Here is a 26417-nt window from a genome sequence, read left to right on the forward strand (position 1 = left end):
AAAAATGAATATATTAAATATTGCAGCAGATATCACTAAACTAATAAAAAAGCAGAATCAAGACGCAGAAGTTACAATATATGAAACTAATAAGACCTCGGTTTCTCAGCGTCTATCAAAAATTGAACAAATATCACAATCTAAAAACTGTACTGTCGGAATTAGAGCTATAGCAGGTAAGAACAAAGCTGCGTATATTTCCACAAACGATTTGAATAATCTTATACCAATTCTCATTATTAATGAACCAAATAAGAAGCATAGCAGAGTTGTTTAACCGTGGAAGGGGAAAGAGAGGTAATAAATTTACACAAAGCGCATTCAAGCAGAACAATTGTATCGTAGATTTTATTGCGTAAAATGTTCTGTCTTTGCATATTACGATGTATTGCGGATTTGCTGATATTCAAACCAAATCTTTCTTGGATTCTTATTCTCATTTCTCTAATAACGCTAATTCTGGATTAAGGAAGGAAGAAAGTATAGGAAATGGAAGGCTTTTTGGATTTCAAGGAATAGGAAATGAGAGTAGAAAAGATGTGAACCAAGAAATTAACGGGAGATCTATGGCGAGTATGTTCAATTTCAAGTCTACTTTTGAGGTAGCCAAAAATCGTCTCAATGATCGACCTTTTTCTCAGCAAAATCTTTTCATGTAGTGAAATTAATGCGTTTTTCATCCCCTTTTTCACCTTGGTAACAAGTTTCAAACCGCGGTTAAACAACTCTTGGAAAAGCTCTTTTTTAATATAGCCTTTATCACCAAACAAAAGACCGGTTAATTTCTTAGTTAGGTTTGCTACAGGCTCTCTATCGTCAACATTACCTCTTGTAAGCGTAAAAGCTTGAATTTCACCTTTCTCGTTAATTATCAAATGTAGTTTAAAGCCGAAAAACCAGCCATATGTACTCTTGCTTAATTTTGCAATTCCAGCAAAAACCTTATTTCTTGATATTCTTTTTGCATGGCAAACTGCAATAGGAGTTGTATCTATGTATGAGATTCCAGTAAGTTCTGACCATCCGCAAAGGCACTGTAATAGCATGGCTAAATGCCACAAAACCCTGGGCTTTAGAGCAACAAACCTAGTGTATGAAGGCAACTTCGAAAACTCTGATTTGTAGAGCAATGTTAGGTAATGCAGGTAGAAAGCCTTAAAATTTTCACAGGGAGATTGCTGATACAGGAGGATTATTGTGATAATTTCCGAATGTGTAATTTCTGGCACTCTTGTGGGTTTTTTACCGTTTGGCAGTAGTTTATCTGCAAAATTTTTCTCTATATCTCTGCAAAAATCATCGACCAGACAAAACAGTTTTGTTATATCTTCCATGGGTAACCTCATCTATTTTTTTCTATTTGTTGCGTTTACCCTACTCTCCTGACTTTTCTAGTCTCTCTTTAATCCAGAATTAGCGTGTTTGACGGGGGAGGAATAATGAGCAGAAGAAATGAATTTGTAAAAAATGGAGTACTGCAAAACTGGATTTTAGATCTATATTCGGCTAGGAAATTAAACTTGGAAACGACCGCAAATGCAACTCGTGCAAGTAATGCTGCAATTATTCCTTCAGCTAGTAATTTCTATTTCAAAAATGGTAATAGATCGTTTAAGGAATTAGTTGACGAAGTAAAAGAAGGAATATATGTAACTGATTTATTTGGTTTTGGTGTTAATTTAATCAATGGCGATTATAGTCAAGGTGCATGCGGATTTTTTATAGAAAATGGTAAAATAACGTATCCAATACACGAGATTACTGTTACCGACAATTTGAAAAATATGTTTAGCAATTTAGTTGTTGCAAATGACCTAACTTTCTGTGGGCAGTTTAATTCACCAACGATTAAAGTTAGCGAAATGACAGTAGCAGGTTCACTTAGTGATTAAAAATTTTAGTTGCATTAAGTACAATAATTGTGTACTATTACTATGTAATGTTAAGAATAGACTATGGAGTATAGAAGTTTAGTTGCAGTAACTAAGCTTAAAGCATTCTAAATCGTAATTTCAAAGTTTTTCATCACATTAATAATATTAGTTAGTAGTTTAGGAGTTATCCATATGGAATTTGGTAATATAAAATGGTTTAATGCTGAAAAAGGCTATGGTTTCATCAAGCCAGAAGGTAAAGGTGAGGACGTTTTTGTACATGTTAGTACATTAGAACGTTCAGGAATAAGACCTGATGAACTTCGAGGAGAGGATAAAAAGAGAGGAATGAAAGGGGAAAGAGTAAGTTATGAGCTTAAAGAAGAGCGTGGTAGGAACGGAGAAGACAAAAAGTCTGCAATAAATTTAAGATTGGAAGATTAGTCTATCGTGAAGCTTTTTAATAGGGTAATGTATTGTGAGTAATTTTCATGAAATGGGGCTTCCAACTTTGCTTGGGCAAGCTCTAAGTAAAAATAATCTTTGTGTTCCAACCCCGATTCAGGTGCAAGCGATTCCTCTAGCTCTTCAGGGCAAAGATATTCTTGGGTCTGCTCAAACGGGAACTGGAAAAACCTTAGCGTTTGCTATTCCACTGGTTGCTAAATTGATGGATGAGCCAAGCATTGGTTCAGCTTTAGTCATCGTGCCAACCAGAGAGCTTGCTCATCAGGTAACAAGTGAGATAAGAAAACTCTTACCTCAAAGTTCTTTACTAAGAGTTGCTTTGTTGATCGGAGGCGAGCCTATTTTTAGGCAGCTAAATCAGCTTCAGAAAAAACCACAAATTATAATAGGTACTCCTGGTCGTATTATAGACCATATTGAGCGTAAAACTTTAGTTACTCGGAATGTTGGTATTCTTGTGCTTGATGAGACGGATCGTATGTTTGATATGGGCTTTGGAATTCAGATTGAAGAAATTATGAAGCATTTGCCTAAAATAAGGCAAACTCTTATGTTTTCTGCAACTCTTCCTGGAGAAATAGTAAAACTTACTGAAAAATATCTTAATCAACCAGAGCGTGTTTCTGTCGATTGCCAGGCTACAACTTCTGTAAAAATTAAACAAGAAGTTGTTTATGCATCAGAATCAGAAAAATATGGCAAGCTTGTTACACAATTATGTCAGCGCAAAGGATCGATCATTATTTTTGTCAAAACAAAGCGAGGAGCGGATCAGCTAGCTGACAAATTGCACAAAGATGACTATAGCGCTTTGGCAATTCATGGTGATTTAAGGCAGCACAAGCGTGAAAGAGTCATTGATTCTTTTCGTCGTGGCCGCAATCAAATCATGGTTGCAACAGATGTTGCTTCTCGCGGCCTTGATATTCCGCACATTCAACATGTTATCAACTATGATGTACCACAGTCGCAAGCTGATTATGTTCATCGTATAGGTAGAACTGCACGTGCGGGAGCTGAAGGATTTGCATTATCTTTTGTTACACCTCAAGATAAGAGAAGACTGCCTTCACTAGCAGATAAAGAAGGAGAGCCAAATTTTGATTGTAGTATGCAATCTCAAAAACGTAACAGCAAAAAGGTCTTTAAAAGGCCAAGTACGTTAAAGGCTAAATACGGTAGAAAAAAGATCAATGTATTTAAGAAGAAAAGCAGAGTACTAGAAAAAGCGTATTAATGTACTTAACTATTCTTCTATTCTTTAAAAGCTCCAGTAAGCTTGCTGCAAAGTGAAGTGATTCCAGGATGGTAGAAAGAATATATAGCTAGCCCAAATTAGATTTACCTACAATTTGATAATCTTAATTCTGCTGCTTATAACGTTTTGAGATTATCACAACGGTATAATGTTAGGCTGTGTGGACTATAATCTGTAGCTTAATTCAATTTGGCTACAACGATCTGCTAGATTTCAGTTTTTTTAATAATTGTGTGCTATTAATTATATATAAATTTACACTTTTAAAGAGAATAGATGATTTCTAAAAATTTAGAGGCAAGTTTAAGTAGAGCGTTACAGATTGCTTCTGATTGTAAGCTTAAATATGCAAAAGTGGAACATTTGTTGCTAGCATTAACCAAAGATGTGGATGTAGATTATGTTTTATCAAGATGTAACATCAGAGCTGGTGAAATCATAAATATAGATAATATTATATTAAGGAATGATCGTGGTAATAATACAAAAGGTTTTTTACAAGACAACTCCGAATTAACTGTCAATAAAGTTGAGCCTGATGTGCTATTTCAACGCATAATGCATAAAGCCATGATACGAGCTCATCGTCTGGGAAGAAAAGAAATAAATGGAGCAAGTATTCTATTAGAGATTCTGTCTGAGCAAGATTTATACATTGAAGAGCTATTATGCAAACAGAATGCAAAGGATTCTAATTTGATTTATAACATATCCAATATAAAATATTCAGGTGATATAGAAGAATATGTAACTAATCGCAAGATAAAACTTGATAAGAATAACGATATCTCTACTGTAGCAAATAAAGGTGAATTATTAAAAGATGAAGAAGTTCTACAAAATTATTGTAGAAATTTAAATGATTATGCAAGAAGCAAAAAAATAGATTATGTCATTGGTCGTGATTATGAATTAAATCGCACTATAGAAATCTTGCTAAGACGCAGAAAAAATAACCCTTTATATGTCGGAGAACCAGGTGTTGGTAAAACAACAATAGTTGAAGGCTTGGTATTGAAAATTATTGAAGGTAGTGTTCCGAGTGCACTGAGATCCAGCATAATTTATGCTTTGGATTTAGGATCACTTCTTGCAGGAACACGCTATAGAGGTGACTTCGAAGAGAGAATAAAATCTATAATAAAAGTAATTGAGGCAAAACCTGGCGCTATTCTTTTCATTGATGAAATACACACTATTATTGGAGCAGGTTCAACAAGTGGCAGCTTTCTTGATGCTGGCAATCTGCTCAAACCTGCACTTGCAAGAGGTGCGTTGCGTTGTATAGGTGCAACTACATATAGAGAATATAGCAATAGCTTTGAAAAGGATAAAGCATTAGCAAGGAGGTTTCAAAAAATTAATGTAAAAGAGTCTTCTATTAATGATACAGTAAAGATACTAGATGGTATAAAGCATTACTATGAAAGGTATCATGGAGTATATTACACGAAACATGCCATTAAATCTGCAGCTGAACTTTCACACAAGTATATTACTGGGCGAATATTACCTGATAAAGCAGTTGATGTTATAGATGAAGCAGGGGCATATTGTAAGTTACAAAAAAGCAGGCGAAAAATTATAAACAGTAGAGACATTAAGAGTACTATCGCTAGGATTACAAACGTACCTTGCGGGTTTGATGATATGCAAAGAGTAAAATCTTTGAAAGAAAATCTCAATAGGGCCATTTTTGGTCAAGAGCAAGCGATAGAGTTTCTCGTTAATTCTATTAAAATTGCTAAATCTGGTCTGAGAAGTTACAATAAACCCTTGGCAAAGTATCTTTTTGCAGGGCCAACTGGTGTAGGTAAGACTGAGCTTGCGAAGCAGCTAGCACAAAATATGGGTATGAACCTTATTCGGTTTGATATGTCTGAGTATATGGAACCTCACACAATATCTAGAATGATTGGTTCCCCTCCTGGATATGTGGGTTACGACCAAGGTGGATTGCTTACAGAATCTGTATCTAATAATCAATATAGCGTAGTACTTCTTGATGAAATTGAGAAAGCTCATAGTGATATTTATAATATATTACTACAAATCATGGATTATGGTTGTGTTACAGACACTTACGGACGTAAGGTTAATTTTTCCAATACGATTTTAATTATGACAACCAATGCAGGGGCATTTGAACGTAACAAAAGTTCTATTGGCTTTGGGTATAAAAACTTTAACATCAGTGACAGCGAAAAAGCAATGGAACGGGTTTTTAGCCCCGAATTTCGTAATCGTCTTGATGCAGTCATTTCCTTTTCTGATTTGGATGCGGATGTCATTTTGCACATTGTGGATAAATTTATTCAGGAATTAAAAAAACAACTTGTGCAAAAGGGTATAAGCTGCTCAGTGGAAGAAGAAGTAAAGTCTTATCTTGCGCAAACAGGTTATAGCAAAGAAATGGGAGCACGCCCAATAGAGAGGCTGATTGAAAAAGAGATAAAAAGTCATTTGGCTGAAGAAATACTGAATCGTCGATTAATTAAAGGAAAGAAATTAAGGATTTATATTGGTAAACACGGAATTGCTTTTGATATAGTTTAAATTCTTGCTTGAGTATTAAATTTGTAGTATAGTTACTATTTTTTTTAATGAGGCTATAGTGGCAAGTTTAACCAGAAATCAATATTACAGTAATCAAGATTTACGGAATTTATTTTCAAGGCTGGGAATAAAAGCGGAAGAAGTAATAATCCAGGAGTTTGATGATGTACTTAAGTTAGTTGAGCGGTGCTTTAGAAGAGCTTCATTAAAATGTCACCCTGATAAAGTAGTAGGAGAGAAAGAGAAAAAAATAGCTGAAGAAAAGTTTAAAAAACTTAGTGCAGATAAAGATAAGCTAGAGAAATATCTTAACGACTTAAAAGCAGCTGGCATATCTATAATATTACAGCGAGAAGTGCAGGAAAAACAAAGGAGAATCAATGAGATTCTATTGCGTAGAGAGAAAGCTGTGAATAGAGCATGTTTATTTTTTATATTAGCAAATGTGGTACTTGGTCCGTCGCCTCAAGTCAAATATTGCTTATCACAACTTGCTAACAGTGGCAAAGTGCAAAATATTGCTTATAAATTTTATGCATTCAGCATTGGAGTTTGGCCATGGTTATTTATTATATCCTTTTGTAGTATTATCTATGCAGCAAGTAAACAAAGAGGCTCACAAGAAGGAAATCTAGATAGGTTAATAGAAGATACAATCTACTTATTGCTGCTGATCATTATGTAATATGTATATCAGCAGCGTTTGCTGTATGCAGTTTAATGTCGGAAGTTGCACAAAATGGCTGGCCTGTTCAATATGGAACGATGCTAATAGCTAATTTAGCATTAGATTTATTACTTATTGCTTTACTTATACCAATTCTCATTATTAATGAACCAAATAAGAAGCATAGCAGAGTTGTTTAACCGTGGAAGGGGAAAGAGAGGTAATAAATTTACACAAAGCGCATTCAAGCAGAACAATTGTATCGTAGATTTTATTGCGCAAAATGTTCTGTTTTATATATAACCAAAACCTCTCAACAGGATTGAGTTCAGGTGAGTATGGTGGTAGGTATATAATTTCGATATTTTTAGGTGCCTTTAAATTTTTTGACTTATGCCAACTAGCGCAATCCATCAAGAGAAAAGCCTTTCGTATTCCTAAATATTGCGACATCTGTTCAAGGAATATATTTATACAATCAGTGTTGACGTTTGGTGCAAATAAGCTAAAATTCTCTCCATTTCTGGGATTAACTGCACTATAGAGATAAAAATTTTCCCTACCTAATTTTACCTTAACCTGTGTCCTACTGCCTTTTTTAAACCACCCATGTCCAACTTTCGAATGTGTACCAAACCGTGATTCATCGAAGAAAAATAGCTCTTTTTCAGAATGCATGACAATAGTTTCATTGAGGTTTTTTTTAAAACTCCTCTTGCTTGTTTTTATCTTGTCCACTATGAACTGGTCTTGGTGTGATATATGAGAATTTCATTCTTTGCATATTACGATGTATTGCGGATTTGCTGATATTCAAACCAAATCTTTCTTGGATTCTTATTCTCATTTCTCTAATAGTAATATTGGGGTTTTCCTCTATCCACAACTCAATTCGTTCAAGTTGACTTTGGTTCAATATAGTTTTTCTACGGCGTTGAGGTGGAGCAAATAATTTTTCTTCTCTTCCAAATTTTATGTGCTTTATCCATGTAGTAATTGCCTTTCTCGAAATGCAACATATTTTTGCTACAGCTGTTATACTGTGCTTTTTTGCTGCAATTACAGCATTTAGTTTTTTTGCAACATACGCATTATTTCTTACTCTCTTCAGCATCTCTTTTGCTGATTTCACCACTTTTTCATCCAATAATTTTGATCTTAATGCCATCTAAACCTCGCTATTTTACTTACTTCAGTATGGCTTTTTTTCCATTATTTTCTATTCGTTGCTTGTATAGCGGGAATTGGTATTACCAAGGTGAAAAAGGGGATGAAAAACACATTAATTTCACTACATGAAAAGATTTTGCTGAGAAAAAGGTCGATCATTGAGACGATTTTTGGCTACCTCAAAAATAGACTTGAAATTGAACATACTCGCCATAGATCTCCCGTTAATTTCTTGGTTCACATCTTTTCTACTCTCATTTCCTATTCCTTGAAATCCAAAAAGCCTTCCATTTCCTATACTTTCTTCCTTCCTTAATCCAGAATTAGCGTTTGGAGCACGTCCATATTCTCGGTATAACTTATTATCAACTCCTGCTTCATCTATATATAAGATGCTGGAATGGTCTATTTTTGAGATTTTATCAATAAATTGCTGCCTATCTTCTTGATTGCGCTCTTGATATAGTGTGACTTTTTTTTAAAGTAATTTTTACCTGTTTTAGTCTATACCAAATTGAATTTATTCCAAATCCAAGACTTTGTTTCATCTCTGCCAGAGTATGATCTGGATTCTTTGTAACATATTCTTCGAGTATTTTTGGGTCTATTTTTCGAATAAAGCTACCGTTTTTAGATGGCTTTAGGCTTTCACCAGCAGCTTTCTTTTTTAACCAGCGGTACAGCGTTGCTATTCCTATCTCCATGAGCTCTGCTATCTCAACCTTTGTCTTCCCTTTTTCTATCATCAATACTGCCTTTTCCCTTAAATCCACACTATATGCCATTATAACTCAAATACTTTATTATACCTTTATCATTTACTTTAGGAAATACTATAGTTATAAAGAAAAATTTGCATGGTATGACTACAAATTAGTACTTATGCCGCTCGTTCTTCCTATTGTTAAAATGTATTTTGAAGATTTAGTTCAAGAAAAACCACAACAGCATACTACTGATCCTAAAGTTACACCTTTAAATATAGGCGTAGGAACAAGAGCATAAAAAGGTCTTTGCTTCAACTATAGTTTTTGCTACACTTTGAGTAAATTTGAAGATATTAATGAGTGAAGAAGTAAAACAAATCCTAAGTTACTACGAAAGTGAAAACCCTGGAGTAAAGGCGAATCTTACTCGCATTCTTATGCATGGGAAACTTGGTGGAACTGGCAAGTTAGTAATTCTCCCTGTAGACCAGGGGTTTGAGCACGGACCAATAAAAAGTTTTGAAGTTAACCCTGATGCTTACGATCCACATTATCATTTTCAGCTTGCAGTTGATTCAGGAGTAAGTGCATACGCTGCTCCGCTTGGTATGATCGAAGCTGGTGCTTCAACTTATGCTGGAATGCTACCACTTATTTTGAAGCTTAATAGCGCTAACTCTTTGCACTCAAAAAGCTTAACTTCAGACCAAGCAATAACTGCCTCTGCAAAAGATGCGCTGCGTTTGGGCTGCATGGCTGTTGGGTTTACTATATATCCTGGTTCTGCTAAGTGTTTTGATATGATGGAAGAAGCTCGTAAAATTATAGCTGAGGCTAAATCTTGTGGCCTTGTTGTAGTGCTATGGTCTTATCCACGTGGTGAAGGGATTTCCAAAGAAGGTGAAACAGCAGTTGATGTGATTGCCTATGCTGCGCATATAGCGGCTTTGCTCGGTGCCAACATAATAAAAGTAAAACTTCCAACCAATCATCTGGAAAGAGAAAAAATAGAAAATATTGAATCATTATCTAAAAGAATTGAATATATTAAAAAGTCTTGCTTTGCAGGAAAAAGAATAGTAGTTTTCTCCGGTGGTGAGTCAAAGTCAGTGGATGATATATACAATGAGGCAAAAGAAATTAAGCAAGGTGGTGGTAATGGTTCAATTATCGGGCGCAACACTTTTCAAAGAAAAAAAGAGGATGCTTTATCTATGCTAAAAGATATAATTAATATCTACGCATAAAAAAACGGCTGGGTGGCAGAATGGCTTATGCGGAGGACTGCAAATCCTTTTATACCGGTTCAATTCCGGTCCCGGCCTCTTACTCCAATTAGATCGTTTTTTCTTCTGAAATTTTAACAAGAAGTGTGGCTTTGAATGAAATATTTAAAAAAATAAGATACTATATTCAAAATATAAGCAGTAAAATGCCAAAGAGATTAACAGAAGTTCTATTATTGATTGGTTTGCCCTTCTTGCTTACCAGTTGCACTTTTCACTATTTATTAAAGAGCTCGTATACTCATCTTGCACCAGAAAAGTACCCTTCATCCAACAAACAGCCGGTTTACGTCGGTACAGCTTACAGTGCACAGACTATATATAATGCGTTATTTAATGACTTTCTGTTAATAGGTAAGTCATCATTCACAGCCAAACATGGGCGTGCTAGTCAATATGTTAACTATGGAAGAGAAGTTGGAGCAGATGTGATAATCGTATCATTTCAAAATATGCAAAAGGATAAAGAGCATTTTAGCATCACAGAAAAACTATTATGGGACACAAGCTTAACAACATTTCATACAAGGACCATTATAAACTTTGATCAGGACGTACTCTTTCTAAAAAAGGTAGGTGATGCAAAAGCTCCATGGGAATATGTCAAAGGAGAGTTCAAGCTTCACGAAAAAGACGATACTGATCCATATCTAGGGAATTGGGTAGGGTATAGAATATGCAAGATTGCAATATCTTCTTCAGAAGATGAATACTTAGGATTTGTAAATGAAGATAATTGTAAAGAAAAATCTGGAATAAATAAGATGCTTGCTTGGGAGAATGGGGATATAAGGTTGCGGATTAATAAACAATCAAAACAGGGATTTTATTTAAATCGAAACAAGATTCCTATACTAATAAAATCTCAAATTAACAAATTTGGCTACCTCGAATTAGTAGATAAAAATACTGATCAAGTTCTGGTTTCCCTTCAGAAAAATTAGTTTTTACTACCCATAGAAACTATATACTTACTATTTTGATAAACCTCAAGCTTTCTAAGTTATTCTTGTTGCATGGTAAAAAATAAACTAAAAATAAGCAAAGTGTTTTACAAAATGATATTACGTAATTTATTGTTTTTACTGCCGCCTGAAATTGCTCACTCCTTGGTAATAACGGCGTTAAAAAAGATGCCCTGTAGGAAACCTATAGAACTACCTAAGTCTTTAAATGTAAACTTTTTTGGTAATAAAATTAGGAGTCCTGTAGGTCTTGCTGCAGGTTTTGATAAAAATGCGGAAGTTGTAAAGCCGATGCTCTCATTTGGTTTTGGATTTATTGAGGCTGGTACTGTAACTAAACATCCCCAATATGGAAACAAAAAACCGAGAATTTTTCGATTAATTAAAGATGAAGGAATAATTAATAGATTGGGATTTAATAATGAAGGAGTAGACTATTTTCTTAAACAGATAAGTGAAACTAAACTTGGTGATTGTATTTTTGGTATAAATATAGGAAGAAACAGTACATCAAAGGACCAAATCAGCGATTATGTTGAGTTGCTAAAGATAGTATATGGAAAGAGCAATTATATAGTACTGAACATCTCATCTCCAAACACACCTAACTTGCGCAATTTGCACAATAAACAAGAATTATCCAAATTGTTGAAATCTATCACTCTAACCCGAAAATCAATCGATAGCTCTGAATCCATACCGATAATATTAAAAATTTCTCCAGATATAGATCAGCAAACAAAAGAAAATATCGCTGAGCTTACACTAGAATATAAAATTGACGGCTTAATAGTAAGCAACACTACGATAAGTCGAGATTCTTACTATAATGAGAGTGGTGGGTTGAGCGGCAGACCATTGTTTCAACTTTCAACCGAGTTATTGAGTGATATGTACAAGCTTACTAAGAGCAGGATTCTATTGATAGGATGTGGAGGAATTTCAAGTGGTGTTGATGCATATGAAAAAATAAAGGCAGGAGCCTCTTTAGTACAACTGTACACTGCTCTTGTATACCAGGGGCATCAAGTTGTGAACAAAATCAACCTGGAACTTGCGGAATTGGTAAGAAGAGATGGATTTAGTAATGTTACTGAAGCAGTGGGTTGTATACATTAATTTTGGAAGTTATTGATATTGTTTTAGTAAAGTAGAGCTAACTTTTTAGTGTAAAGGTATGATAGGGAGTGCTTTTCTTTTGAATGATGAACATGAAAGTTTTGAACGATATAATATCTAAAGTTATTAATTATAAATTTACAGATCATGCAATATTAGAAGAGGCATTAACCCATCCAAGCGTAAATAAAAGGAATAGCGAAGACCAGATCGTAAGCTACGAAAGGCTAGAGTTTTTGGGCGATAGTATTTTGAACATGGTTGTATCTGCTATGCTGTTTAAAATGTTTCCTGAAGAAAAAGAAGGAGCATTGGCAAAAAGAAAAACGGATCTAGTTTGTGGCAGTACCATTGCTAATGTTGCTAAAGAAATAGAGTTAGGTAACTTTATCATCATGAATAATAGTGAACGTTGCAACGGAGGGAAATGTAACTTAAAAAATTTAGAAAATTCGCTTGAGGCACTAATAGGTGCAATTTATATTGACGGTGGACTTGAGAGTGTTGAAAAATTTATTATCCGACATTGGGAAAAGCTAGCTAAAGACATCCTCGATCCTCCTCAAGATCCTAAAACTTCACTGCAAGAGTGGACTCAGAAAAACAAATTACCTTTACCAGAGTATGAACTTGTAAAACAAACTGGACCAGCACACAATCCTGAGTTTACTATATCAATTTTCATAGAGAATTATGGCAAAGTTTCTGCATGCGCTTCTAGTAAGAAAATTGCTGAACAAAAAGCTGCTGAGTTGATCCTAGAAAAAATTAAAAAAACGACTTAGTTTAATCAAAATAGCTGTTAGCATAAATTTAAAGTAAGCTAAGCTCTTTAGTTCAGCTTACATATTTTTTTATCTCAGCCAGAATCTTATCAGATTGACTTTCATCTGAATTTAAATCAGCTACAAAGTGTGTGACATATTTTCCTTCAGGGCTAATAAGGTATATCATTGAAGAATGGTTAATTTCCTCTTCTCCATCTACTTTACTTGCATATACTTTATACTTTGCAACTACTTCATCTATTTTCTGTCTTTCACCAGTTAGCATTTGTATGCTATGGTCAAATTGCTGATGAAATTCTTTAAGCCTTTCTGTGTTATCGCGCTCAGGATCAACTGTGATAAAAAATGTTTGTAGCTTATTGTCAGTTTTCTTATCTAACTTTGCAAGTGTTTCTGAAATTATTCCGAGATTCATAGGGCAAATTCTTTTGCATGAGGAAAATCCGAAAAAAATCATCATATACTTATTTTTAAAATCACTACTGCGTACTATTTGTCCGTCTTGATTGATCAAAGAAAAATCTCCACCTACCTTAATTTCTGTATTTTGTGAAACAAATATGCCTTGCTTGGTAAAATAACAATAACCTAAGAAGATAGCTGCTACTGTTATTAGCAAACTAGACAATAACCTTATAAACTTTATCATTAAAGAGTTTCCAATAAAGTTAAATCATATATTGATTAGTTGATTGATTCAATATATTCCTTCCAAAGTGGGTTGTTAATTTTATCTAACAATTTCTTATGCTCATCAATTTCTTTACTACTTGGTGAATGTTCTCTGCGAGCTAAATTACGCACTTTATGTTGAATAAACGTAGAGTTATTGTCCTGAGCACATTCATTATTAAATAAAAAGGTTTGCAATCCTCCTGTAAGCTCAACATAGACCTTTGCAAGTAATTGAGCATCAACCAATGCTCCGTGTAACTCTCTACCTTCTAGCGATATATCAAAACGCTTGCATAATGCATTTAAAGAAGCAGGTGATCCTACAAACTTTTTTCTTGCAAGTGGTAATGTATCTAGCACTCTATCTGAGGAAATTAACCCAGCATTTAACTTGCCTAACTCCATATTAAGGAACTTAACATCGAATTCAGCATTATGAATCACCAAAATGTCATTGGATATGAAGTCAAGAAATTCAAGTGCAACATCTGAGAATAGTGGTTTATCTTCCAAAAATTCCTCACTAATACCATGAATCTTAAATGAGTGGTAAGGTATATCTCTTTCTGGATTGAGATATCGATGAAATGTTTTACCTGTTGGAATACGATTAATTAGTTCTACACATCCTATCTCAATAATTCGATGGCCAGATTTAGTATCAAGACCTGTAGTTTCAGTATCAAGTACTATTTCTCGTAGCCTACTTTTCATCAGTTGTCATTTGTTGTTAAATTTTTATCAGTACTTGCCTTCTTATAGTTAATAGAAACAAGTAACCAAGTTAGATCTGATGAATTAATATTTTTTTTGAATTGCCATACATCTTCAACTTTGTTAATAGTAGACATGCTACCTGATGTGATGTTTCCTTCGTTATTCTTAACGAAGTTAATTTGCTCTGAAAGGAAATATACTGCAATAAATATTACGTTTTTTACTAACTTTATTTCTAAGATCTTTTGTGAAACGATAGAAACAATTATGGACTCATGTGTCTCTTTACGATGTTTAATCTTATCCACAAAACTGTTATATAAGTCTTTGTCCAGAAGGGATTTTAATTGAGGTAAATTTCCTTGGTTAAAATATTTTATTATTAATTCAAAAGCTATGCTTGAACCTTCTATAAAATTGGAAATAGAAAACTCTTTGTTTTTTTGTAATATTTGTTCATAAGTAGCTTCTATTGAACTTTTGTCGTTGCTATAAATATAATCTTCGATATTTTCTACCACATCTTCTTTACTTTGACTTACATCCAATACACCTGTTAGCTTTTTTAGGTTGAGACTGGCTGATCTTCCTAAAGAATTATATAAGCGTGAAAAAATAAACGCCGCTAGTAAAGCATATATTACAAGCTCTATCATGGTAACTTAACTCCTTGATATATAAAGTATCTAAATATTATTAATTTTTGATAAAAATATGTTTTTCATATTAACCTATAGTTAGGTTTACTATTCATTTGTAAATGAATATATTATATAAGAAAGTATTAAACATCTCAACTTAATTAAAGGAGACGTAAGAAATGTCACAACACAAAATGAAAATTCATGGTCAGTATGTCAAAGATTTTTCGTTTGAGAATCCAAATTCGCCATTCCTTCCTTCTAGTAAAGCTCCTGATATTAATGTAATGGTTAATATTAATTCAGCAAAATTAGAAGGAACGGAAAATAAAAAAGGAATAAGTGAAGAAAAGCCTTTTCATGAAATTACTTTGCATATAGAAGCCAAAGCAACGGTAAAAGATGAAGATGTAAAAGATGATATAGCTTTCATTTGCGAGGTAAAGTATTGCGGTATTTTTTCAATAGAAAATTTTACAGAGCTAAGTGAGGAAGAGGTGAGACAAGCTTTATTTATTGGTGGACCTACTTTTCTTTTCCCTTTTGCAAGAGAAATAATTGCAAGAACTACAAGTAGTGGTGGGTTTCCTCCACTTATGCTAGATCCTATAGATTTTGAAACTATGTATCAGCAGCAAAGTCAACAACAAAAAAGTAGCGCTAGTAATTCCAATTTTAACTAATACAGGATGAACAATTCTTTAAATGCAAAGACGACTTTAAATATTGATGGAAGGTTATATAACTACTTTAACCTAAGTAACGCTGGTAAATTTTTAGGAGTAAATTTAACAAAATTGCCTTGTTCACTCAAGGTATTGCTTGAAAATTTATTGCGCAACGAAGATGGAGTAAGAGTTAAATTAGATGACATAAAGATATTAGCAGATTGCGTCAAGAAACACATTAATCACGAAATTAGCTACAAGCCAGCAAGGGTTTTGATGCAGGATTTCACAGGAGTTCCTGCTGTCGTTGACTTAGCTTCAATGCGTAATTATGTGAAGAAAAACGGAGGTAACCCCAGCAAAATAAATCCATCTGTACCTGTTGATCTTGTGATCGATCACTCTGTTCAAGTAGATAGTTACGGAAGCACTTCTGCATTTGGTAAAAACGTTGCACTGGAAGTAAAAAGAAATTTGGAGAGGTATCAATTCTTAAAATGGGGAGAGTCATCCTTCACAAATTTTAGAGTAGTGCCACCAGGTACTGGAATTTGCCACCAAGTGAATCTTGAATATTTAGCGCAAGTTGTATGTAACGATAGCGGAGTTCTATATCCAGATACCTTAGTCGGTACAGATAGTCACACTACTATGGTAAATGGTTTATCGGTTCTTGGTTGGGGTGTTGGTGGAATAGAAGCTGAGTCTGTGATGCTTGGTCAACCAATTAGTATGGTAATTCCAGAAGTAGTAGGATTTAAATTAATAGGAAGACTTTCAGAGGGAGTAACAGCAACTGATCTAGTGCTAACGATTACTAATATCCTGAGAACAAAAGGCGTTGTTGGCAGATTTGTGGAATTTTATGGTGATGGCTTAGATTGTTTATCTTTGGCAGATAGAGCAACTATAGCTAATATGGCTCCAGAGTATGGTGCAACTTGTGGATTCTTTCCAATTGATCAGAAGACACTAGATTATTTAAACTTAACCGGAAGGCCAAAAGAGTTGGTTAAATTAGCTGAAGTCTATGCAAAAGAACAAGGGCTGTGGCGTAGTAATGAAGAATTGGCGTTCTTTGACACACTGAAGCTTGATTTATCGAGCGTAGAGCCAGTAATGGCCGGTCCAAAAAGACCGCAAGATAAGGTTTTTCTTTCGCAAGTGGCAGAATCTTTTTCTAAATCATTTCCAGTTAATGAGTCAGAGGAAGGCGATAAACTCCAAGATGGAAGTGTAGTTATTGCAGCAATAACAAGCTGCACTAATACTTCAAACCCAAGCGTAATGATTGCTGCTGGACTTGTAGCGCGTAATGCAGTCAACCTTGGATTAAAATCAAAGCCTTGGGTTAAAACTTCTCTTGCTCCAGGGTCACAAGTTGTAACAGAATATTTAGAAAAATCAGGGTTACAGGAAGATCTAAATGCTTTGGGTTTTAATTTGGTTGGGTATGGCTGTACAACTTGTATTGGAAACTCCGGTCCGCTTAATGAAGATATAGAAAGTGATATTAAGGATAAAAACTTGACTGTTGCAGCAGTTTTATCCGGTAATCGTAACTTTGAAGGAAGAATCCATCCTTTAGTCAAAGCTAATTACTTGGCATCTCCGCCACTTGTTGTTGTGTATGTACTTGCAGGTACTGTACAAATTGACCTGACAAAAGATCCTATATGCAAAGATAAGAATGGAAGTGATGTTTATCTCAAAGATATATGGCCAACAAATAATGAAGTTGAGAGCTGTGTTAAAAGTGTCGTGACGCGTGAAATGTTCATACAAAAGTATAAGGATGTTTTTTTTGGTGATGAGCATTGGCAAAAGATAAAGTGTGAGAAAAGTGAAATCTATGATTGGGACGCGAGAAGCACTTATATACAAAACCCTCCCTATTTTGATAATTTATCGACTAAGAACAATAAAAGCAACATAGTTGATATAAAGAATGCGCAAATACTAGCGATGTTTGGCGATAGCGTCACTACCGACCACATTTCCCCTGCTGGAAATATTGCCTCAAATAGTCCTGCAGGCATATATTTAAAAGGTCTTGGAGTTGAACCGCAAGATTTCAATTCATATGGATCTCGCCGCGGTAACCACAACGTAATGATGCGTGGAACCTTTGCTAATATCAGAATAAGAAATAAAATGGTGAGCGCTGAGGGTGGCTATACAAAACATATTCCTTCTCAAGAAACTATGTCAATTTTTGATGCAGCAATGCAATATAAAAGAGAAGCTGTTCCATTAGTTGTCATTGCAGGAAAAGAATATGGTACAGGTTCAAGTAGGGATTGGGCAGCAAAGGGTACTGCATTACTGGGAATTAAAGCTGTGATTGCAGAAAGTTTTGAACGCATACATAGGTCCAACTTGGTCGGCATGGGTGTTCTTCCACTTATATTCCAAAATGGAATAACCAGAAAGATATTTGATGGTAGTGAGATAATAAGCATAAAAGGTGAGATAGTATCAAATGGAAATCTAGAATGTATCATTAAAAGACAGGATAATTCAAAGCAATCAATACAACTCAAATGCTGTGTACAAACCGCAACTGAGATTAAATACTTAATGAGTGGTGGAGTGTTGAGCTATATACTTGCGCAGTCCTTTTGAGCTATCACAGTCATTAACTAGGTTTTTGAATCGATTTTAGCTCTTTATTTAAATAATAATTTATTCGATGCAAAGTTATGATATAATCTTGCCTTACATATGGTAAAGGGTGTTTTGTAGATAATTATGATCAGTTCTATACAAGAACCTAACGCATTACGAAAACGATTGCAGGCATTTTATCGTGCTGATGAAAAAAGTCACATACGTTATCTTGTAGAAAAATCAGAACTTTCGGCTGATTCAAAAAACATAGTTTACAATATTGCAAAACAAATTGTCGAAAAGATTAGAGGTAGTAAATTAGGCATTATAGATTCTTTTATACAACAGTACTCACTTTCTAATGATGAAGGAGTAGCACTAATGTGTCTTGCTGAATCATTACTTAGAATACCAGACGATTACACAATAGATGAGTTGATCAAAGATAAAATTGCCAACCAAGAATGGAATAAACACTTGGGGCGTTCCTCTTCATTGTTTGTTAATGCTTCTACATGGAGTTTAATTATAGGAAGCAGTATATTAAGAAACAATGAAGAGGATTCAAAATTCTATCACATAATTTCCAGGTTATTGAAAAATTTAGGAGAGCCAATAATTCGCAAAGCGGTAAAACAAGCAATATCCATTCTTGGCAAGCATTTTATTGTTGGAGAAACTATAGAAAAAGCATTGGAAAGTGTGAAATCAGATGACTACAGTAAGTATTTATGCTCTTTTGATATGCTTGGTGAATCTGCTTGCACAGTTGAGGATGCGGAAGAGTATTTTAATTTATACATGCATGCAATAAAAGCCATAGGTGAATCTGCTGACATAAATGATTGCTTTAAATCTCAGGGGGTTTCAATCAAATTGTCTTCGCTGCACTCACGTTATGAATTTAGCCAATTTGATAATATGGCTGAAGAACTGAGAACTAAAGTACTGGAACTTTGTCATGAAGCAAAAAAGTATAATATTTCATTGTGTATAGATGCAGAAGAATCAGAAAGGCTTGAGATGTCGCTCGTGTTATTTGAACAGTTGCGTCTTGATGAGTCACTTTCTGAGTGGGAAGGGCTTGGTCTAGCTGTGCAAGCGTATCAAAAACGTGCTTTGTCTGTTCTTGATTTTGTTGAAGATGTTGCCATTCGATCAAAGCATAAGGTTATGGTGAGACTTGTGAAAGGAGCATATTGGGACTCGGAAATCAAGCGCACACAAGAATTAGGGTTAATTGGTTATCCGGTGTTTACTAGAAAAAGCCACACAGATGTATGCTACCTTGCCTGTGCGCAGAAACTTTTAAGCAAAGAGAATCACTTTTATCCATGTTTTGGAACTCATAATGCTTATACTTTTGCTACTATAATAGAGCTTGCCGATAAAAATCATCCTGGGTTTGAGTTTCAGCGCTTACATGGAATGGGTAAAAGTTTGTATGATTATGCAATTTCAGAACTTGCAACAAGCATCAATTGTCGTATATATGCACCAGTTGGTAAACATAGTGATTTATTGCCATACCTTATTAGGCGTCTTCTTGAAAATGGAGCTAATAGCTCGTTTGTCAATCAAGTAAATGATTCTGACGTTAAAATTGAAGAATTAGTCTCAGATCCATTAGAAAAAGTAAAAAGCTTAGAATATGAGCCTCATCCAAGCATTCCGTTGCCACGAGATATTTTTGGAGAGGAAAGAAAAAACTCCTTGGGAATGGATATTAGCGATTCAATTGCAGTTTCACAATTTGCAAATGATGTAAGGGAATTTAGTGAAAAGAAATGGCAGGTTGGCCCAATAATTGATGGAGAGTCGTTTCTTGACAGTGCGGAATTTACCGAAGTAGTGAATCCTGCACATTTGGAAAATGTAATTGGGGAAGTGTCAAGTGCAACAAGTGCTCATGCTTTAAATGCTCTTGAAATAGCACATAGTGCTTTTACTAAGTGGCAGAATGTTTCAGCAGAAGAGCGCGCTAAATGCCTTGAAAAAGCTGCAGATTTGCTTGAGGAAAGGATGAAAGAGTTAATTTATATTCTGATTGTAGAAGCAGGAAAAATCTTATCCGATGCAATAGCAGAAGTAAGAGAGGCAATCGACTTTTTGCGCTATTATGCAATGATAGCAAAAAATGAACTGAATGACTGGAAAAAATTGCCAGGTCCAACAGGTGAAGATAACTTCATCTTTTTTGAAGGCAGAGGAGTTTTCTTATGCATATCACCGTGGAATTTTCCACTCGCTATCTTCATTGGACAGGTTTCAGCTGCACTTGCAGCAGGTAATGCAGTGCTGGCAAAACCGGCAGAGCAAACGCCGATTATTGCCTATGAAGCCGTTAAGATACTACACGAAGCTGGAATACCAAAAAATGTGCTACACCTTATTCCAGGGGATGGTTGGTATTTAGGTAAAATATTAGTACCAGATAATAGAATTTCCGGTGTAGCTTTTACTGGTTCAACACAAACTGCTCAAATAATTAATCGAATGCTTGCTAGTAGAGATGGTCCTATTGTGCCACTTATCGCTGAGACTGGTGGATTAAATGCTATGATTGTTGATAGTTCTGCTCTTTTAGAGCAGGTAACTAAGGATGTTTTAATTTCTGCATTTCGCAGTGGCGGTCAACGTTGTTCTGCTCTCAGAGTGCTATTTATTCAAGAAGATATAGCAGAAAAACAGGTAAAAATGATATGCAATGCAGCTCAAGAACTAAAGATAGGTGACCCAATACAACTGAGCACAGATATTGGTCCAATAATTGACAAAGCATCTATTGATATGCTCACTAAACATACGGAAAAAATATCAAGGGATGAAGATTCAAACCTTTTGTTCAAGGTGCCCATGGATACAAATTCTTATAATGGTTATTTCTTTCCTCCGTACATTTATGAGATACAAAAAATTTCGCAATTAAAGCAAGAAGTGTTTGGGCCTATTTTACATATCATACGTTTTAATAAGTCGCAGTTAAATGAAGTTATAAGTGATATAAACAATACAGGATATGGACTTACGTTTTCTTTGCAAAGCCGTGTACAAAGTCAGATCGCTTTAATAAGCAAGAAAATATCAGTTGGAAATGTATACATCAATCGCAATCAAATAGGTGCAGCAGTTGGAACACAACCATTTGGCGGTAGAGGACTGTCAGGTACCGGACCAAAAGCTGGTGGTCCTAATTATCTGCAACGTTTTTCTATAGAAAAGGTTGTAAGTGTCAACACTGCAGCATGTGGCGGTAACATTAAACTTGCGTGTTTGGATTGATTTGCAATTTCTAAATTGGAAGTCCGTGCAGTTGTGTATGCAGTACTAAAACCTAAAACTCATACATTGAAAGGATAGTTGTGATTCTAAGGAGGCTTCAAAGAAAGTCTTGTCTTTAATAAAAGAAAAAGGTTGCTATAATTCTGATAAAAGCACTATAAACAAAATGAATGTAAAAAATATCTTATTAGCGTTTTTAGTACAATTTATATTCGATTTGTCATTATTTGCAGCTGATCCTATTTTGCTTAATTGTATTGAAACTCCAGGGATTTATGATCTTGAAACAAGGCCAAAAAGCTTTAACTCTTCAAATAATTTAAGAAGAAAACCTGGCTCTCCAAATAATGCATCAGGAGAATTAATAAATGTAGTGGGTAGAGTTACTGATGTAAATTGCTTACCGATACAAAATGCTGTGGTTTCTATATGGCACGCAGACTCACTTGGCATGAGCTATTATGATGAAAATGTGGAGCTTGATCCAAATTTTGCTGGATCAGGAAGATTTGTAGTAAATAACCTTGGCTATTATAATTTTATTACAATAGTACCAGGTAAAATTGGTGATAGGGCTCCACACATCAACTTTTTGGTCCAACATCCAGATTTTCCAGAATTCACAACACAAATGTTTTTTGCTGATCATAATTGCGATAACTGTGATGATCTTCTTCTTGGTAATCTTATTGAGAGTGGACTTGCAAGCCTTCTGATAGCACCATTTACTTATAACAATCAGGCTATGAAGACCTACACATTTAATATAACCCTAGGTGGGCATAACAAATTTTCTGATAAAAGATAAAGCCCTTGCATATCAGCTGAGTTCATAGTAGTCTTAAGCGCTATTGTACTTAAAATGTATATGAAAAATATCTTACTAATGTTTTTACTATGCTTTATGTGCAGCTTACAATTATTTGCAACGGAGATGTCAACGATGAAGATAACAATTTCTAAAGCTTTACCCGATTTTGAGACGCTAGTGGTAGGTTTTTTTGAGGGTGATAAGCTCATAACTAATGTTCTACAAGATAAGCAAGCTATAGATAACATCAAGAAATTTAGTGATTTTAATGGAGGTTTTGGTGAATTTTTCTCCGTTACTTCATCAGAGGGAAAAAATATTATAGTTGCTGGTCTTGGAATGAGAGATGAATGGGATGAAAGCAAAGGATTAAATATTGGTGGTAAAATATATTGTGAGCTAAGCAGGTTAAGAATCAAGCGAGCGGCAATCTCAATCGAAGGCAATGCAGCAAATGTTGCATACGGTGCATTTTTGCGCAGTTTTAAATTTGATAAGTATAAAACCAAAAAGGATGAAAAAGTTACAGAAGTAGAGGAGATCACAGTGCTAACGAAAGATGAGCAATTCAGTAGTGCTGAAAAATCATTTGAGCGTTTAAGACAAGAAGGTGAAGGCATATTTCTTGCACGTACTCTTACCATTGAACCACCTAATGTTTTATATCCAGAATCCTATGCTGATTATATAAAAACCGAGCTTACTAAGCTTGGCCTTGAAATCGAAGTGCTTGGTAAGAAGCAGATGGAAGAGAAAAAAATGGGAGCATTGCTTGGGGTAGCACAGGGAAGTAGTAAAGAGCCAAAATTAGTAGTGATCAAATGGAATGGAGCTTCCAAGGAACAAAAGCCTGTAGCTTTTGTGGGTAAAGGCATAACGTTTGATACTGGTGGAGTGTCACTCAAGCCTTCGCGTGGCATGGAGTCAATGAAATATGACATGGCGGGTTCTGCTACTGTGGTTGGGGTGATGCGTACTCTAGCTGGACGAAAAGCAAAGGTAAATGCAGTTGGTGTAGTTGCACTTGCAGAAAATGCAGTGGACGGTAATGCTCAAAGACCAAGTGATGTAGTAACTTCGATGTCTGGACAGACGATAGAAGTGTTGAACACTGATGCAGAAGGAAGGCTCATACTTGCAGATGCTTTATGGTATACACAAGATAGATTTGCACCGAAATTTATGATTGACCTTGCAACTTTAACTGGTGCTATAGTGGTTGCACTGGGAAATAATGAATATGCTGGTCTTTTTTCAAATAACGATGAATTAGCAAATCATCTGATTGATGCAGGAAATGAAGTAAATGAAAAATTATGGCGCTTTCCTATGAATGAAACTTATAACAAAATTATTGATTCGCCGATTGCTGATGTGCAAAATATAGCTCCTGCAGGTTCTGGTGGGGATAGCATAATGGCTGCACAGTTTCTACAGCGTTTTGTGAACGACACTTATTGGGCGCATTTAGACATTGCGGGCGCTGCTTGGCATGAAAAAGGCACTGATATTTCTCCAAGAGGGGCAGTAGGTTTCGGTGTAAGGTTGCTCAATAGATTAGTTGAAAAATACTATGAGGTTAATGATTAGGGATATTTGTATTGGGTTTATGGCTTAATTCATGGCTAAATGATTGTCTATTTACAAGGTGTAGAAAATGATATCATAAAAGTAACTTGCACTTTCTTTTTGGAGGATTCTAAAGTTACGAACTTGAGCAGCATTAAGAAAGTATTTTTGTTCAAATGATGATTGTAATGATGATCTATTAAAACTTTAAAGCCATTTAGTATTGACGCTATATACTTAAGTGTTAGAATAAAATGAGAAGTTTTTAGGAGTTTATATGGCAGTAGGTGGAAAAGCAAAGACAGCTAGTAAAAATAACCCTACTCAGCGTAAGAAAGCCGAGCAAAAAATGTATAAAGATAAACCGGTAAAACCTGTTAGATATATAGATCGTGACTCGCGCATGAATTATATGTCTGCTCAATACGATGACGGCAATCTAGTTGAAGATGAGGTGAGCGGCAATCCTATAAAGTGGGAAGCTGTATAGTAGTTGTGGTTAAAGTTACTATTAATTCTAAGGAATGTGAAGTAGAGCATGGGCTCACTATAATTCAAGCTTGTGAAGCTGTGGGCGTTGAAGTTCCGCGGTTTTGTTATCATGAGCGTTTAGCAATTGCTGGTAACTGCAGAATGTGTTTGGTTGAAGTTGAGGGTGGCCCTCCAAAACCAGTAGCTTCTTGTGCAATGCCAGTTGCAGAGGGTATGGTTATTCGTACCGATACTCCCAAGGTAAAAAAGGCGCGTAAAGGAGTACTCGAATTTTTACTAATTAATCATCCACTTGATTGTCCAATTTGTGATCAAGGTGGTGAGTGCGATTTGCAAGATATAACAATGGCTTATGGGAAAGGAATAAGCAGACTTGATGAGCATAAAAGAGCTGTGCCAAAAAAACATTTTGGTCCGCTGATTGAAACTGTAATGAATAGATGCATTCATTGTACTCGATGTGTTAGATTTTTGTCTGATGTTGCAGGTACAAATGAACTTGGAGGAATCGGAAGGGGAGAAAATGTAGAGATTAGCACTTACATAAAAAGGCATATTAGCTCTGAATTATCTGGAAATATCATAGATCTCTGCCCGGTAGGGGCTTTAACTTCAAAGCCTTACTCCTTTACAGCGCGTCCATGGGAGCTATCACATTGTGAGACTATAGATGTGCTGGATGCTGTGGGAAGTAGCATTAGAGTTGATTATCGTGGCCTGGAAGTTATGCGAATATTACCAAGGCTGAGCGAAGAAGTGAACGAAGAATGGATATCAGACAAAACTCGTTTTGCTTACGATGGACTCAAAGTACAACGCCTCGATCGACCTTATATAAAAAAAGAGGGCAAATTAATTCCAGTTGATTGGAATGAAGCATTGGCTTTTGCTGCAAAGAAACTAAAGAGTGCGAAATCAAACAAAATAGCTGCAATTGCAGGTGATTTAGCAGATTGTGAGTCTATGCTTCTACTCAAAGAAGTGATGCAGAAGCTTGATTCGTGGAATATAGACTGCAGGCAAGATGGTGCAAATCTTACATCAAGTAATCGTGGATCTTATGTGTTCAATACCACTATTCAGGGTATAGAAAGTGCAGATTTATGCTTGCTAATCAATACGAATCCAAGGATAGAAGCACCAATCATTAATGCAAGATTGAGAAAGAGATATTTACAAGGCAATTTTCCTATTGCAAGCATTGGCCCTAACGTTGAGTATTTATACCATGTTGAGAGGTTAGGCAATAACCCAAATATCTTAGACGAAATAGCAAAAGGAAATCATAAATTTTGCAAGCTGCTGAGTGTTGCCTCAAATCCTATGCTCATCATCGGTCAAGATGCATTAGTAAGAGATGATTCTGAATCAATTTTAGCGCTAACTGGCAAAATTGCAGAAAAATTTAACATGATCAGAGATAACTGGAATGGCTTTAACGTACTGCATAAGGCTGCAGCAAGAGTTGGTGGACTCGATATTGGATTTGTTCCTAAAAAAGATGGAAAAGATGTTAGTCAAATACTAAAGCAAGCAGAAAGTGGCGAGGTGGAAGTTGTTTATCTTCTTGGTGCAGATGAAATTGATACATCAAAATTAGAAAATACATTTGTAATTTATCAAGGCCACCATGGTGATAGGGGAGCGCATATAGCAGATGTCATTCTACCTGGAGCTGCATACACAGAAAAATATGCAACTTATGTAAATACTGAAGGGCGAGTACAGAGAACAAATTTAGCTGTTTTTCCTCCTGGTGAAGCAAAGGAAGATTGGTTGATTATTAAAAATTTATCCCAATATTTGAGCCTTTCCTTGTTATATGATAGTTTATTTGATGTGAGAAAAAAATTAGATACTATCGGTCCACAGTTTAGAAGTGTTGATCAAGTGGTAAAAAATACATGGGTACCAATCAGCAATGGTAAAATAAATTTAAGTAATACGCCTTTTACTTTAAAGGAGTGTAATTTTTATATGACAGACTCAATAGGTCGCGCTTCAAAAATAATGGCAGATTGTACTAAGGATTTTTATGAACACTCTACTTAATATTTTATTTATTCTAACACCATTATTACTAATAACTCTGGT

Annotated in this window: 22 protein-coding genes, 1 tRNA gene and 3 pseudogenes; 19 read left to right on the forward strand and 7 right to left on the reverse strand. The window is 35.2% G+C overall.

Translation table 11 applies throughout. The annotated features are described in order from the left end of the window. Positions 1-4 precede the first annotated feature (4 nt). Positions 5-223 (forward strand): annotated as a pseudogene (locus O1Q06_RS08175) (PmbA/TldA family metallopeptidase); the annotation flags it as partial. A 16-nt stretch (positions 224-239) separates the two neighbouring features. Here O1Q06_RS08175 and O1Q06_RS08180 read toward each other — a convergent pair. Both O1Q06_RS08180 and O1Q06_RS08185 read right to left on the reverse strand, forming a co-directional pair. Then, positions 240-440: a hypothetical protein gene (locus O1Q06_RS08180; protein WP_410542631.1), complete on the reverse strand. Its 201-nt coding sequence runs from the start codon at positions 438-440 to the stop codon at positions 240-242. Between the two features lie 24 nt (positions 441-464). After that, complete coding sequence (locus O1Q06_RS08185) at positions 465-1334, reverse strand: IS982 family transposase (protein WP_410542288.1); 870 nt, start codon at positions 1332-1334, stop codon at positions 465-467. Between the two features lie 87 nt (positions 1335-1421). Here O1Q06_RS08185 and O1Q06_RS08190 point away from each other — a divergent pair. The 5 genes and pseudogenes from O1Q06_RS08190 to O1Q06_RS08210 all read left to right on the forward strand — a co-directional run. Next, positions 1422-1892: pseudogene (locus O1Q06_RS08190) on the forward strand (metallopeptidase TldD-related protein); the annotation flags it as partial. Between the two features lie 174 nt (positions 1893-2066). Continuing rightward, positions 2067-2318, forward strand: coding sequence for a cold-shock protein (locus O1Q06_RS08195; protein WP_410542632.1), 252 nt, complete (start codon positions 2067-2069; stop codon positions 2316-2318). Between the two features lie 34 nt (positions 2319-2352). Then, positions 2353-3579, forward strand: coding sequence for a DEAD/DEAH box helicase (locus O1Q06_RS08200; RefSeq protein WP_410542633.1), 1227 nt, complete (start codon positions 2353-2355; stop codon positions 3577-3579). Positions 3580-3876: 297 nt separating this feature from the next. Then, positions 3877-6156 (forward strand): AAA family ATPase, encoded by a 2280-nt coding sequence (locus tag O1Q06_RS08205; RefSeq protein ID WP_410542634.1) that lies wholly within the window; start codon positions 3877-3879, stop codon positions 6154-6156. A gap of 58 nt (positions 6157-6214) precedes the next feature. Continuing rightward, a complete protein-coding gene (locus O1Q06_RS08210; RefSeq protein ID WP_410542635.1) occupies positions 6215-6841 on the forward strand; it encodes a hypothetical protein in 627 nt (208 codons plus the stop codon). A 144-nt stretch (positions 6842-6985) separates the two neighbouring features. Here O1Q06_RS08210 and O1Q06_RS08215 read toward each other — a convergent pair. Beyond that, positions 6986-7991 (reverse strand): IS630 family transposase gene (locus O1Q06_RS08215; RefSeq protein ID WP_410542255.1). Its coding sequence is split into 2 segments (ribosomal slippage): positions 6986-7531 and positions 7533-7991, totalling 1005 coding nucleotides; the frame shifts between segments, so codons are not numbered across the junction. A gap of 81 nt (positions 7992-8072) precedes the next feature. Between O1Q06_RS08215 and O1Q06_RS08220 the strand changes: the two are divergent. Continuing rightward, a pseudogene (locus O1Q06_RS08220) lies at positions 8073-8309 on the forward strand (transposase); the annotation flags it as partial. A 121-nt stretch (positions 8310-8430) separates the two neighbouring features. Here O1Q06_RS08220 and O1Q06_RS08225 read toward each other — a convergent pair. Continuing rightward, the gene (locus O1Q06_RS08225; RefSeq protein ID WP_410542636.1) at positions 8431-8778 is read right to left on the reverse strand and encodes an IS630 transposase-related protein; all 348 of its coding nucleotides are present in this window, start codon (positions 8776-8778) and stop codon (positions 8431-8433) included. Between the two features lie 278 nt (positions 8779-9056). Between O1Q06_RS08225 and O1Q06_RS08230 the strand changes: the two genes are divergently transcribed. From O1Q06_RS08230 to rnc, 5 genes are all read left to right on the forward strand, one after another. After that, entirely contained in the window at positions 9057-9947 is an 891-nt protein-coding gene (locus tag O1Q06_RS08230; RefSeq protein ID WP_410542637.1) for a class I fructose-bisphosphate aldolase, read from the forward strand. Between the two features lie 6 nt (positions 9948-9953). Further along, positions 9954-10025: transfer RNA gene (locus O1Q06_RS08235), tRNA-Cys, on the forward strand. Positions 10026-10132: 107 nt separating this feature from the next. Further along, on the forward strand, positions 10133-10930 hold the full coding sequence (locus O1Q06_RS08240) for a hypothetical protein (RefSeq protein ID WP_410542638.1): 798 nt from the start codon (positions 10133-10135) through the stop codon (positions 10928-10930). Positions 10931-11002: 72 nt separating this feature from the next. Beyond that, complete coding sequence (locus O1Q06_RS08245; RefSeq protein WP_410542639.1) at positions 11003-12070, forward strand: quinone-dependent dihydroorotate dehydrogenase; 1068 nt, start codon at positions 11003-11005, stop codon at positions 12068-12070. A 92-nt stretch (positions 12071-12162) separates the two neighbouring features. Further along, positions 12163-12855 carry a ribonuclease III gene (rnc, locus tag O1Q06_RS08250; protein ID WP_029237654.1) on the forward strand — a complete coding sequence of 231 codons (693 nt, stop codon included), beginning with the start codon at positions 12163-12165 and terminating at the stop codon, positions 12853-12855. 52 nt (positions 12856-12907) lie between these two features. Here the strand turns inward: rnc and O1Q06_RS08255 are convergent, their stop codons facing one another. From O1Q06_RS08255 to O1Q06_RS08265, 3 genes are read right to left on the reverse strand one after another with little or no spacing between them, the layout of a single operon-like run. After that, positions 12908-13507, reverse strand: a complete 600-nt coding sequence (locus O1Q06_RS08255; RefSeq protein ID WP_410542640.1) for an SCO family protein — start codon at positions 13505-13507, stop codon at positions 12908-12910. Between the two features lie 35 nt (positions 13508-13542). Next, positions 13543-14247, reverse strand: a complete 705-nt coding sequence (gene dnaQ, locus O1Q06_RS08260) for a DNA polymerase III subunit epsilon (RefSeq protein ID WP_410542641.1) — start codon at positions 14245-14247, stop codon at positions 13543-13545. Continuing rightward, positions 14247-14906 (reverse strand): Tim44/TimA family putative adaptor protein, encoded by a 660-nt coding sequence (locus O1Q06_RS08265; RefSeq protein WP_341815717.1) that lies wholly within the window; start codon positions 14904-14906, stop codon positions 14247-14249. The genes dnaQ and O1Q06_RS08265 overlap by 1 nt, the downstream gene beginning before the upstream one ends. Before the next feature lie 164 nt (positions 14907-15070). On the opposite strand from O1Q06_RS08265, the gene secB reads away from it, so the two are divergent. The 7 genes from secB (at position 15071) to nuoG (ending at position 26375) form a co-directional block, all read left to right on the forward strand. After that, a complete protein-coding gene (gene secB / locus O1Q06_RS08270; RefSeq protein ID WP_007302467.1) occupies positions 15071-15574 on the forward strand; it encodes a protein-export chaperone SecB in 504 nt (167 codons plus the stop codon). A 6-nt stretch (positions 15575-15580) separates the two neighbouring features. Then, the gene (gene acnA / locus O1Q06_RS08275) at positions 15581-18184 is read left to right on the forward strand and encodes an aconitate hydratase AcnA (protein ID WP_410542642.1); all 2604 of its coding nucleotides are present in this window, start codon (positions 15581-15583) and stop codon (positions 18182-18184) included. 126 nt (positions 18185-18310) lie between these two features. Then, positions 18311-21451 carry a bifunctional proline dehydrogenase/L-glutamate gamma-semialdehyde dehydrogenase PutA gene (gene putA, locus O1Q06_RS08280; RefSeq protein WP_410542643.1) on the forward strand — a complete coding sequence of 1047 codons (3141 nt, stop codon included), beginning with the start codon at positions 18311-18313 and terminating at the stop codon, positions 21449-21451. A gap of 166 nt (positions 21452-21617) precedes the next feature. Continuing rightward, positions 21618-22259 carry a protocatechuate 3,4-dioxygenase gene (locus O1Q06_RS08285; RefSeq protein WP_012481990.1) on the forward strand — a complete coding sequence of 214 codons (642 nt, stop codon included), beginning with the start codon at positions 21618-21620 and terminating at the stop codon, positions 22257-22259. A gap of 96 nt (positions 22260-22355) precedes the next feature. Beyond that, complete coding sequence (locus tag O1Q06_RS08290; protein WP_410543177.1) at positions 22356-23852, forward strand: leucyl aminopeptidase; 1497 nt, start codon at positions 22356-22358, stop codon at positions 23850-23852. 256 nt (positions 23853-24108) lie between these two features. Next, a complete protein-coding gene (locus tag O1Q06_RS08295; RefSeq protein WP_410542644.1) occupies positions 24109-24321 on the forward strand; it encodes a hypothetical protein in 213 nt (70 codons plus the stop codon). Beyond that, positions 24306-26375 (forward strand): NADH-quinone oxidoreductase subunit NuoG, encoded by a 2070-nt coding sequence (gene nuoG / locus O1Q06_RS08300; RefSeq protein WP_410542645.1) that lies wholly within the window; start codon positions 24306-24308, stop codon positions 26373-26375. Before O1Q06_RS08295 ends, nuoG begins: the two co-directional genes overlap by 16 nt. The last annotated feature ends 42 nt before the right edge of the window (positions 26376-26417 follow it).

Source organism: Wolbachia endosymbiont of Tetranychus urticae (assembly GCF_046529255.1).
In the GTDB taxonomy this organism is placed as follows: domain Bacteria; phylum Pseudomonadota; class Alphaproteobacteria; order Rickettsiales; family Anaplasmataceae; genus Wolbachia.

Coding starts and splice junctions, on each gene's coding strand:
- O1Q06_RS08185 (WP_410542288.1), bottom strand. CDS start 1,334: ATGGAAGATATAACAAAACTGTTTTGTCTGGTCGATGATTTTTGCAGA.
- acnA (WP_410542642.1), top strand. CDS start 15,581: ATGAACAATTCTTTAAATGCAAAGACGACTTTAAATATTGATGGAAGG.
- rnc (WP_029237654.1), top strand. CDS start 12,163: ATGAAAGTTTTGAACGATATAATATCTAAAGTTATTAATTATAAATTT.
- O1Q06_RS08265 (WP_341815717.1), bottom strand. CDS start 14,906: ATGATAGAGCTTGTAATATATGCTTTACTAGCGGCGTTTATTTTTTCA.
- O1Q06_RS08245 (WP_410542639.1), top strand. CDS start 11,003: ATGGTAAAAAATAAACTAAAAATAAGCAAAGTGTTTTACAAAATGATA.
- O1Q06_RS08225 (WP_410542636.1), bottom strand. CDS start 8,778: ATGGCATATAGTGTGGATTTAAGGGAAAAGGCAGTATTGATGATAGAA.
- O1Q06_RS08240 (WP_410542638.1), top strand. CDS start 10,133: ATGCCAAAGAGATTAACAGAAGTTCTATTATTGATTGGTTTGCCCTTC.
- putA (WP_410542643.1), top strand. CDS start 18,311: ATGATCAGTTCTATACAAGAACCTAACGCATTACGAAAACGATTGCAG.
- O1Q06_RS08295 (WP_410542644.1), top strand. CDS start 24,109: ATGGCAGTAGGTGGAAAAGCAAAGACAGCTAGTAAAAATAACCCTACT.
- O1Q06_RS08285 (WP_012481990.1), top strand. CDS start 21,618: ATGAATGTAAAAAATATCTTATTAGCGTTTTTAGTACAATTTATATTC.
- O1Q06_RS08230 (WP_410542637.1), top strand. CDS start 9,057: ATGAGTGAAGAAGTAAAACAAATCCTAAGTTACTACGAAAGTGAAAAC.
- O1Q06_RS08290 (WP_410543177.1), top strand. CDS start 22,356: ATGTGCAGCTTACAATTATTTGCAACGGAGATGTCAACGATGAAGATA.
- O1Q06_RS08205 (WP_410542634.1), top strand. CDS start 3,877: ATGATTTCTAAAAATTTAGAGGCAAGTTTAAGTAGAGCGTTACAGATT.
- secB (WP_007302467.1), top strand. CDS start 15,071: ATGTCACAACACAAAATGAAAATTCATGGTCAGTATGTCAAAGATTTT.
- O1Q06_RS08255 (WP_410542640.1), bottom strand. CDS start 13,507: ATGATAAAGTTTATAAGGTTATTGTCTAGTTTGCTAATAACAGTAGCA.
- O1Q06_RS08195 (WP_410542632.1), top strand. CDS start 2,067: ATGGAATTTGGTAATATAAAATGGTTTAATGCTGAAAAAGGCTATGGT.
- dnaQ (WP_410542641.1), bottom strand. CDS start 14,247: ATGAAAAGTAGGCTACGAGAAATAGTACTTGATACTGAAACTACAGGT.
- O1Q06_RS08180 (WP_410542631.1), bottom strand. CDS start 440: ATGAGAATAAGAATCCAAGAAAGATTTGGTTTGAATATCAGCAAATCC.